Annotated in this window: 8 protein-coding genes; 7 read left to right on the forward strand and 1 reads right to left on the reverse strand. The window is 62.2% G+C overall.

The features are described 5' to 3' along the window. The 3 genes from VEK15_21020 to VEK15_21030 form a co-directional block, all read left to right on the forward strand. Positions 1–2,826: response regulator (locus VEK15_21020; protein HXV63194.1), on the forward strand; the 2,826-nt coding region annotated here is incomplete at its 5' end. 28 nt (positions 2,827–2,854) lie between these two features. Further along, positions 2,855–5,608 carry an ATP-binding protein gene (locus tag VEK15_21025; protein ID HXV63195.1) on the forward strand — a complete coding sequence of 918 codons (2,754 nt, stop codon included), beginning with the start codon at positions 2,855–2,857 and terminating at the stop codon, positions 5,606–5,608. Next, positions 5,595–6,617, forward strand: coding sequence for a response regulator (locus tag VEK15_21030; GenBank protein ID HXV63196.1), 1,023 nt, complete (start codon positions 5,595–5,597; stop codon positions 6,615–6,617). The genes VEK15_21025 and VEK15_21030 overlap by 14 nt, the downstream gene beginning before the upstream one ends. 37 nt (positions 6,618–6,654) lie before the next feature. On the opposite strand, the gene VEK15_21035 is transcribed toward VEK15_21030, so the two are convergent. Then, positions 6,655–7,038 (reverse strand): DoxX family protein, encoded by a 384-nt coding sequence (locus VEK15_21035; protein ID HXV63197.1) that lies wholly within the window; start codon positions 7,036–7,038, stop codon positions 6,655–6,657. 267 nt (positions 7,039–7,305) lie between these two features. Between VEK15_21035 and VEK15_21040 the strand changes: the two genes are divergently transcribed. The 4 genes from VEK15_21040 to VEK15_21055 all read left to right on the forward strand — a co-directional run. After that, complete coding sequence (locus VEK15_21040; protein ID HXV63198.1) at positions 7,306–7,758, forward strand: hypothetical protein; 453 nt, start codon at positions 7,306–7,308, stop codon at positions 7,756–7,758. Between the two features lie 143 nt (positions 7,759–7,901). Continuing rightward, positions 7,902–8,204, forward strand: a complete 303-nt coding sequence (locus tag VEK15_21045; protein ID HXV63199.1) for a Rho termination factor N-terminal domain-containing protein — start codon at positions 7,902–7,904, stop codon at positions 8,202–8,204. A gap of 12 nt (positions 8,205–8,216) precedes the next feature. Next, on the forward strand, positions 8,217–9,215 hold the full coding sequence (coxB, locus tag VEK15_21050) for a cytochrome c oxidase subunit II (GenBank protein ID HXV63200.1): 999 nt from the start codon (positions 8,217–8,219) through the stop codon (positions 9,213–9,215). Continuing rightward, positions 9,212–9,507, forward strand: a 296-nt coding sequence (locus VEK15_21055) for a cytochrome ubiquinol oxidase subunit I (GenBank protein ID HXV63201.1), incomplete at its 3' end; no start/stop codon positions are given. The genes coxB and VEK15_21055, both read left to right, overlap by 4 nt.

Below are 9,507 nucleotides of genomic sequence, written 5' to 3' on the forward strand. Positions count from 1 at the left end.
TCGAACGAAGAGCTGCGCTCGATGAACGAAGAGCTCCAATCAGCCAACGAAGAGCTCGAAACCCGCAAGGAAGAGATCCAGGCCGCCAACGAGGCACTCGAGCGCGCACACACCGATCTTCAAAACGTTCTTATCAGTACGGAGATTGCGGTCATCATCCTCGAGGACGACTTTCGCATTCGCAGCTTCACCCCGTCGGTAACGAGGGTCTACAACTTGATCGACAGCGACATCGGAAGACCGTTGTGGCATCAAACGCATAGCGTGCGCGACATGCCGCCGATGCCGGATCCCTCCGACCTTTCCGAAGCCGAACCGATGATCGAGCACGTCGTACAGACGACCGAAGGTCGCTGGTTCGTGCGGCGGGTTCGCGCTTACCGGACTCGGGACGGCCGGCGCGACGGCATGGTCGTCACCTTCACCGACATGACCGAGCTCACCGAGAGTGAAGAGCGGCTCCGCGTGCTCGCGGACAACGTTCCCGACATCATCTTTCGGGCCGACGAGCGCCTCGAGTGGACGTACGTGAACTCTCGTTTTTCCGAAAGGACCGGCAAGGAGGGCTCCGAAGCGCTCGGAGCCGGTTGGATGAATTGCCTCTATCCCGAGGACAAGGGACGAACCCGGGAAGCTCTGCTCCGATGCCGTACGACCGGAAAGACATTACAAGTAGAGCATCGCGTGAGACAGCGCGATGGCTCTTACCGTTGGTTCGTCACGCGTGCGGTGCCGCTCGGCTCCCGCGACGAGCGTCCTTTGGAGTGGTTCGGGACCTCCACCGATGTGCACGACGTCAAGCAGACGCAGGAAGCGCTGCGTCATTCGGAACAGCATCAGCGGCTCGCACTCGCCGCGGGCAAGCTGGGCGTCTACGAGATCGACCTCGAAGACCAGTCGATGATTCTCGACCGGCGCGCTCGCGAGATCTTGGGCGTCTCCAGCGAAACGCTCTCGATCGAAGAGGCCCTCTCGCGCGTGCATCCCGAGGACCGGCGAGCCGTCGAAAAAATGCTGGAGAGCACCGCGCAGGGGGCCGCCAACGGACGCTCTCGAGTCGAATTTCGCACCGAGGTTCCCGACCGTGGTGAGATCTGGCTCGTGGCCAACGCCCAAGTACAGTTTGGACAGACGACGTCGGGACTGCGAGCGATCCGACTGATCGGAACGCTGCGGGAGATTACCGAGCGCAAGCGTGCCGAAGAGGAGCTGCGCACTGCCCGCATCACGGCGGAGTCGGCGAGCCGGGCCAAGAGCCAATTTCTCGCCAACATGAGTCACGAGATCCGAACGCCGATGACCGCGATCCTCGGCTATGCAGACGTTCTGGCGAAGCACCTCTCGGAGGAGCCGGAAGCGCTCGATTATGTCGACACCATCCGTCGCAATGGTCGCTATCTACTGGAGATCCTGAACGATGTCCTCGATTTGTCGAAGATCGAGGCCGATCAGGTCGACATTCGAATCGAACGATTCCGGCCCGACTCCGTCGTGACCGAAGTGCGTTCGCTCATGGAAGCGCAAGCCATCGAGAAGGGAATCGATCTCTTCATCGAGTTCGACGGTGAGCTTCCCGAGACGATCGAGAGTGACCCGAACCGATTGCGGCAGATCCTTCTGAACCTAGTGGCCAACGCCATCAAGTTCACCGAGCACGGGAGCGTGCGGCTGTTCACGAGGCTGCTCCGGGAGACGGAGGAGCTCCAGTTCGAGGTCATCGACACCGGCGTGGGCATCTCTCTCGAAAAACAGCAGAAGCTGTTCGAGCCGTTCGCCCAGGCGGACGACTCCCCCTCGAGGCGTTTCACCGGAAGCGGTCTCGGGCTGACGATCAGTCAGCGGCTCGCTCGCCTGCTCGGAGGAGAGATCCGTGTCGAGAGCGAGCTCGGCCAGGGGAGCACGTTCCAGCTCACCGTGGCCGCAGGACCGTTGGAGGGGGTGCCGCTGGTCGAACCGAGCTTGGAGATCGTCGCACCGGACGCGAGAGGCGACCGAGCCTTGCCGAGACTCGATGGCCGTCTCCTCGTAGTAGACGATCGCCGGGAAGTTCGTGCTCTCGCCAAACATTTTCTCGAGGAAGCCGGCGCCCAGGTCGAGACCGCGAGTGACGGTCGAGATGCCATCGACGCCGTGGCCCGTGCGGCAAACTCAGACGAGCCCTTCGACCTGGTGTTGATGGACATGCAAATGCCGGGTATGGACGGCTACGAGGCCGTGTCGCGTCTCCGAGGCGACGGCTTCGAGAATCCTATCATCGCTTTGACCGCCCACGCGATGCGTGGGGAGCGCGAAAGATGCCTCGAGGCCGGTTGCAACGACTACGCCTCCAAGCCCATCCACAGCGGCGAGCTCGTGGCCCTGATCGCGCGGTACCTGAGAGAGCCTCGGGAGAAGCCTCTGCCGGAGGAGAAAGGCTGCGCGAGAAACGATCGCGAGCGCAAGCACGTAGAGCGATATCGCATTCTGCTCGTCGACGATAGCGAGGATCTCCTGGAGTCGAAACGCATTCTTCTCGAATCCCGCGGCCACGAGGTGCGCACCGCCTCGTCCGGGAAGGCGGCCCTCGATGCTTTGCGCGGGTTCGATGCCAACGTCGTGATCCTGGACCTGGGCCTGCCCGACATGACCGGGCACGAGCTGTTGGCACAAGTGAAGGAAATGACATCGCTTCGCGACGCCGTCTTCCTCGCCCTTTCGGGCCGCTACGACGAAGCGGACCGCAAACGTTCGCTCGAGGCGGGCTTTCACGCGCACGTCGTCAAGCCGGCTCACATCGACGAGCTCGAAGCCATCGTGGCCGAAATCCGGCGCGATAATCGGGCCTGAGCTGAAAATGAAAATGACCAGGTAGCCGATGCTGGGCGACGGCGTTCTCGGCCTTCTTTCGCTGGCAGTCCTGATCGGCGGCTCCGAAAAGATCGTCAGCCACGCCGCCATCCTCATGGAGCAGCGCGGCATCTCGGGAAGCTTCATCGGACTCGCAATCATAAGCATCGGGACCTCCCTCCCCGAGATCCTGACGCATGTCATCGCGAGCACGGACATCCTCGCCGGCCGCATCGATCCCGACGTTGCCGCAGCCACCGTGCTGGGCACCAACGTCGGCTCCGACATCGCCCAGCAGAACCTGCTCATCGGGATCGTCGCCCTCGCCGGTGCGCTGACATTCACCAAGACGCTTCTCTACCGGGATTTCGGGATCATGATCGGCGTGGCCGCTCTGGTTCTGGCCTTCGGATGGAACGGATGGCTCTCGCGGGCTCAGGGCGCCGTGCTCATGGCGGGCTATCTGGTGTATCTCGTCGTCATCTACCGAAGCCCATCCCGAGACGAAGCGGCCGAGCAGGTCCCGCCGCCAGAGACCGATTCGCGGACGGACGCCTGGCGTCACTGGACCTGGATCGTCGGCGGTCTGTGCGCCATCGTGCTCGCCGGACATTTCGTCCTGCAGGTGGCGGAGCACCTGGTGAAACGCTTCGAGCTCGGGGGCTCTCTGATTGGGGTCTCGGTCATAGGCCTTTCCACATCGCTCCCCGAGCTGAGCACCGCCCTCGCCAGCATCCGGAAAGGACGGAGCGAGCTGTCCGTGGGGACGCTCGTGGGCTCGAACATCACCAACCCCATGCTCGCCCTCGGCCTGGGGATGTTGATCTCCGGATACAGCGTACCAGACGTCGTGCTGGAGTTCGATCTTCCCGTGAAGATCGGCACCGCGATCGTGATATTCACATTTCTGCTCTCCGGCCGGAGGTTATCAAAGCTCGAGTCGGTCATCCTGATCGGGATGTACGTCTCTTATCTCGCCAGCCGGATGTGGCTCTACCCCGATGACGTTGGAGCTCGCCGCCCCGACCCGGGTGCGAGCCTAGCGGGCTCGGCCTCCGCGACACCGAAGGGAGGGGTTGGATTTCCTCGAGCCTGTGAACCGTTGTATAGTGGCGATCCGGCTGTCGGAGAGCGGCCGCATACCGGCAACCTGTTCCCATCTCCACGGAGAACAGTGATGTCCGACGAAGTCGACGGAAACAGGGCGAAATCTCCCCCGCGCGAGACGAAGCGCGCTCGGACGGCAGAATGGGAAGAGGCTCTCGAGTGTTTTCGGCTTTCCCAGGAAGTCGGAGGGGTCGGCACCTGGGACTGGAACGTCCGGGACGATGTGTCGGTTAGCTCGGAGGAAAACGGTAGGCTCTTTGGTCTCGAGCCCGAAGAGAACTTGAGCTACCCACGCTGGATCGGGCTCATCCACCCCGATGACCGAGACGAAGTCGAGCGGGTGGTGCGCGAGGCGCTCTCCGGAGCAGCGACGTATGAAACCGAGTTCCGCGTACCTCGACGCGACGGCCGAGAGCGGTGGATCCGGGCGAAGGGAAGGGTCCAATTCGACGACGGAGGCGCTCCGATTCGGTTGGTCGGCGTCCACATCGATGTCACGGCGCGAAAGGGGTTGGAGCTCGATCGCGAGAGCACCGCGGCCGAGACCCTGAGGGCGAGTAAGCTCAAGGACGACTTTCTCGCGATGCTCGGTCACGAACTGCGAAACCCCATCGGGGCGATCGTGAACGGAATCGAGCTCCTTCGGAGCGACTCGACCCACGAGCACCGGGAGTGGGCCGAGAAGATGATCGAGCGGCAAACGCGTCAGCTCAAGCGGCTGGTGGACGACATTCTCGAGATTTCGCGGATCACCAGAGGGCAGCTCGAGCTGCGGCCGGAGGTCGTGTCGCTGTCGGCCTGTGTCGAGGCCGCGAGAGATGCGGTGCGCGAGCGCCTCCAGGACGATCCCCGCGACTTTCACATGCGCCTCCCTAACGAGAGGATTTATCTGTTCGCCGACGCGGCGCGAATTCAACAGATATTCGGCAATCTCCTGTCGAATGCGATCAAGTACACGAACGTAGGGGAACGCATCGAGCTGTCTGCCGAACGCCGTGGCGATCGTGTCATTATCCGTGTCGACGACGATGGCGAGGGCCTGTCGGAAGAGCATCTCAACGTGGTCTTCGAGCCGTTCGTTCGGGTGAGCGAGTCACTCCGCCGCGCTGGCAGCGGACTCGGCATCGGTCTGACCCTGGTCAAGAAGCTCGTGGAGCTGCACGGGGGAACGATCACGGCTCGAAGCCAGGGCCCAGGAATGGGCTGCACCTTTACCGTCGAGCTTCCTATCCACCAGGGTGAGCCCCTTTCCGACGGCGACGCGTCCACGGATGCCCTGCGACCGTTGCGAATCCTGGTTATCGAAGACAACAAGGATCTAGCGCTCGGACTGAAGAAGAGACTGGAATCCCGAGGTCATGAAGTCACACTTTCCCATGACGGCCCCCAAGGCATCGCAGCAGCCCGTCAGGCGAGGCCGCAGGTCGTGCTAGTGGACGTCGGACTTCCGAGTATGGATGGCTACAAGGTGGCCAGGCGCCTGCGTGCCGAGGCTTCGACACCGATGCTCATCGCCGGTATCTCGGGGTTCAAGGAGCGGGGCGAGGACAAAGTTGCGGCACAAACCTTCGATCACTACTTTCTCAAGCCCGTGGATGCCGAACAGCTCAACGCCTGGCTCACCGCAGTTGCTGCCGAGCTGGAAGAAGAAGACAAGGATCATGACACGGCGTGAGGCCGAGGCGTTCACCAGCATTGAAGTCGAGCGGTTTCTGTCCGGCCTGGTGCACGATCTCAGGAATCTACTCGACGGCGTAACCATGACGCTTCTCCAGAACTCCGCAGATCCCACCCAAAGATCGTTGAAGGAGGTAACGTTTCGTAACGTATACGATGTCTTGAGAAAGGCGGAGGACTTCCTCGATCGCGCATGTCCTCCGAATCGGGTCGACGGAAACGCCGAAGTCTCGCCGATCGTGGAGCGAGCGTTTAAGGGACTCGGGCCGTTCCTGCGAGATCGGAGTCTTTCGTTTACCAGTAGCGACGGGGTCTGGGTGGCCGTGGATACGAGAGTGCTGAGACGAATTATCGAGAACGTCGTCCACGTCCTTTCGAAGTACACGGAAAAAGGCGCTGAGATTCGCTTATCCATGCGGCGAGGAGACTACGTCGACCTTACCTTCGAAGTTCCTCAACTGGCTGTATCCACGGTTCCTACCGAGCTCTTTTCACCGGATTTCAAGGACGGGCTCGACCTCTGGGTCTCGCGCGAAAGGGTACGATCGTGCGGGGGTAACCTCTCGGGCGAACCGTACGAGAAGGGTCTTCGACTCGAGCTGAGGCTCCCGAAGAGCGAGCCATCTGAAGAAGCCAAACTCCGTCCGGGAAAGAAGCGGAAGGTTCTCGTCGTCGATGACAACCTCGACAGTGCCAGAAGCTTCGCCGTCCTATTGAGCTCGGCGGGATTCCAGACCGAGGTCTGCCGCGATGGTGCCTCGGCGCTGGAAACCGCTGCCTCGTTCGAACCAGATGCTCTCGTGCTCGACCTCGGGCTTTCGGGAATGGACGGCTACGAGGTGTGTCGCCGGGTCCGCAGCGCGCCGGGTGGGGAGAGACTCCTCGTCCTCGCCGTCTCCGGCCGAGCCGACGACGAGTCTCTGGCCGCGGTTCGCGATGCGGGATTCGATGGCCATCTCCTCAAGCCGGTCGATCCCAAGCAGCTCATCCAGCGTCTCTTCGAATAGCCGGCCAGCCCTCCCAGTCGAGCCATAGCCTTTCAGCTCAGACGTGACCTTCTCGTAGATATGAGGCGGCGGTGCGTTCGGCCCACCCGACCGTTGCCGCCAGAGCGAGCATGATCATCGGTCCTGGCACCATCATCCACTCTCCCGCACGCAGATGGGTGAAGACGGCTCCGATCATCAAGATCGAGATCAGCGTTGCCCCGTAAACTCGCATACGGGACGTAAGCAGCATGACGGCGCCGGCGACCTCCAGCACTCCGATGACGTACATGAACGTAACGGAGTAGCCCCAGCCGCGGAAGCTCTCGATCATCATCTCCATGCCGGCCAACTTCAGCCCACCGGTGAACAGGTACACGACGCCGAGAAAAATCGACATCGCCTTGATGGTGGTGCTTTCTCTCAAGGTTCGGGAATCCATGCAGCCTCCTTTTGCAGTTCCGTTGTTCTCGGAGGCTAGCAAGCCCGCCGCTGGCAACGAATACCGTAGAGACCTTAATTACGTCTAACCGGCCATACCTGGACGTCATGAATACAGCGAGAACGTGAGCTCAGGCATCGCCTCCATGCGATTCTCCATGATGCACCCGATTCCTGAGAGAGGTATCTCTCGTCGAGAATGATGGCCATGCTTGTTCTGAGTCAGTTGCGACGATCCCTTTCACAGTAAGTCAGCGGGAGGCCACTCGTGGCATATCAGACGATTCGAGACATCGTCGAGCACGTGCGTTCGGTGCACCGTCGTCTGTGCGACGCGGTCCGCGAGGCTCGAAGCGAGGCGGACGACGAGCGCACGGCGTTGCTTCTCGCCGTGATCGACGAGCACGAGTCCACACTCGAGCGTGCCGTGGAGTCGGCGCAACAGACTGGCGGCTCGGTTCTCGATACCTGGCTCCAGTTCGATCCCAACGCCGAGGTGGAGCGTGCGATGAGACACCGTGCATCCGATTCACCCTCGTCTCGTGATGCGATCGTGGCCCACGTTCTCGAGACGGAGAACTCCCTCATGCGACTGTACGAGCTTCTTCGGGGCTCGACCAGCTCGCCCAGCGTCCAGTCGTTTTTCTTGAGTCTGCTGGAAATCGAGGACTCGGCGGTGAGGCAGTCGGCTCGAGTCGTGTTGGAAGCCGGCGATATCTGACTCCCGGCTACAGCCAAACCGGTAGCGTCCCCTAGGGTCTGGAGCCCCTCTTACCTGCCGGAAACGCCGAATGCCGTCGTGGAGCGCCTTCGCGTTAAGTTCCGTTGTCGCAATGGAAAGGAAAGTCAGGAGGAACGACCGAGATGCCCCGAGAGAGCTGGACCGACAAGGAAGAACGGCAATATCAGCACATCAAGGAGAGCGTAATCGAGCGTGGTCGCAGTGAGGATCGCGCCGCCGAGGTTGCGGCACGCACGGTCAACAAGGAGAGACGTCGGGCGGGAAAGACTCGAAACAAGACGACCACCGGAACCGGCAACCCGAACACCGCGCTCGAAGAACGGGGGGTGCGAGAGCTGCGGAATCGTGCCAAGGAGCTCAACATCGAGGGCAGGAGTCGTATGACGAAGGCTGAGCTCGTCGACGCCATCCGTCGGAGAAACTGAAGAGCTTCGGGCATGGGGGCCTCCTCGTCTCTCGATGCAGCTCCACTGGCCCAGGCGATGGCGCTCGTCCTGACGTGTTGTGATGGACCCCAATCGACTCTCGATACCGCCGGTGTGTCCGCCGAGCGCATCGCGGAATTGTTCTGGTGGATGGCGGGAGGGGCGGTGGTCATCTGGCTCGCCGTCGTGGTGCTCGCCGTCTATGCCATCCATCTCCGTCCCGAAAAGCACTCGCAAAGAGCGGCGAACCGGCTCATCATCGGCGGAGGCGTCGCCTTGCCGACGGTCGTCCTCGCGGTCCTCCTCGTGTACGCGCTATCTCTGATGCCCGGACTCGAGACGGGCCCGGAGTCGACGCGGTTCGAGATCGAGGTGAGTGGCGAGCAATGGTGGTGGCGGGTTCGCTATCGCCTGCCGGACGGTGAGAGCTTCGAGCTTGCCAACGAGATTCGCCTGCCGGTAGGAGAGCGCGTCGAGATCGTGCTGAGTAGCCCGGACGTGATCCATTCGTTCTGGGTGCCGTCGATCGCGGGTAAGCGCGATATGATTCCCGGCCGCACCACCAGGCTCGTGCTCGAGCCGACCCGGACGGGGACCTTCCGCGGCGCTTGCGCGGAATACTGCGGCGAGTCGCACGCGTGGATGGCATTTTTCGTCGTCGTCATGGAGGAGGACGGATTCGAGGCCTGGCTCGAGCACCAGCGCTCACCGGGCGCGTCCCGGGATGATCCCATCGTGACCCGGGGACGCGAGCTCTTCCTCGAGAGCGGCTGCGGTGCCTGTCATACCGTCCGCGGTACCCGAGCGGACGGTGTCGTGGGGCCGGACCTCACCCACGTGGGAAGCCGCGTGAGTCTCGCGGCGGCCACGCTAGAAAACGACGTTTCCGCTTTCGAGCACTGGATCGCGTTCTCGAAAGACGTGAAACCCGGGGCCCAAATGCCACGATTCCGGATGCTCCCGGCGGAGGAGCTCGCCGCGCTCGCCGCTTATATGGAGAGCCTCCAGTGAGCGCGAAGGAGATCGGGGAGAAGCTCGGCCGCGGTGACCCCGCGCCCGAGGCGCCGAGCCCGGAGCGGCAGCGCGCGCAGGCAGAACGTCTCCTGACGGCGTGGAAGACACCGACGGGTCTCAGGTATTGGTCCGCCGTCAACAATTCCGAAGTCGGTCTGTGGTACACCGCCGCCTCCCTCGTCTTCCTCGTGTTCGCCGGTTGCCTCGGGCTCCTGATGCGTACCCAGCTCGCGGTTCCCGAGAACACCTTTTTGCCCGCCGATCTCTACAACCAGATCTTCACGCTCCA

Source organism: Vicinamibacteria bacterium (assembly GCA_035620555.1).
Taxonomy (GTDB): Bacteria; Acidobacteriota; Vicinamibacteria; order Marinacidobacterales; family SMYC01; genus DASPGQ01.

What these genes read in the sequence shown, in the direction of transcription:
- coxB (HXV63200.1), top strand. Translation starts at nt 8,217, where the DNA reads ATGGGGGCCTCCTCGTCTCTCGATGCAGCTCCACTGGCCCAGGCGATG.
- VEK15_21030 (HXV63196.1), top strand. Translation starts at nt 5,595, where the DNA reads ATGACACGGCGTGAGGCCGAGGCGTTCACCAGCATTGAAGTCGAGCGG.
- VEK15_21035 (HXV63197.1), bottom strand. Translation starts at nt 7,038, where the DNA reads ATGGATTCCCGAACCTTGAGAGAAAGCACCACCATCAAGGCGATGTCG.
- VEK15_21025 (HXV63195.1), top strand. Translation starts at nt 2,855, where the DNA reads ATGCTGGGCGACGGCGTTCTCGGCCTTCTTTCGCTGGCAGTCCTGATC.
- VEK15_21045 (HXV63199.1), top strand. Translation starts at nt 7,902, where the DNA reads ATGCCCCGAGAGAGCTGGACCGACAAGGAAGAACGGCAATATCAGCAC.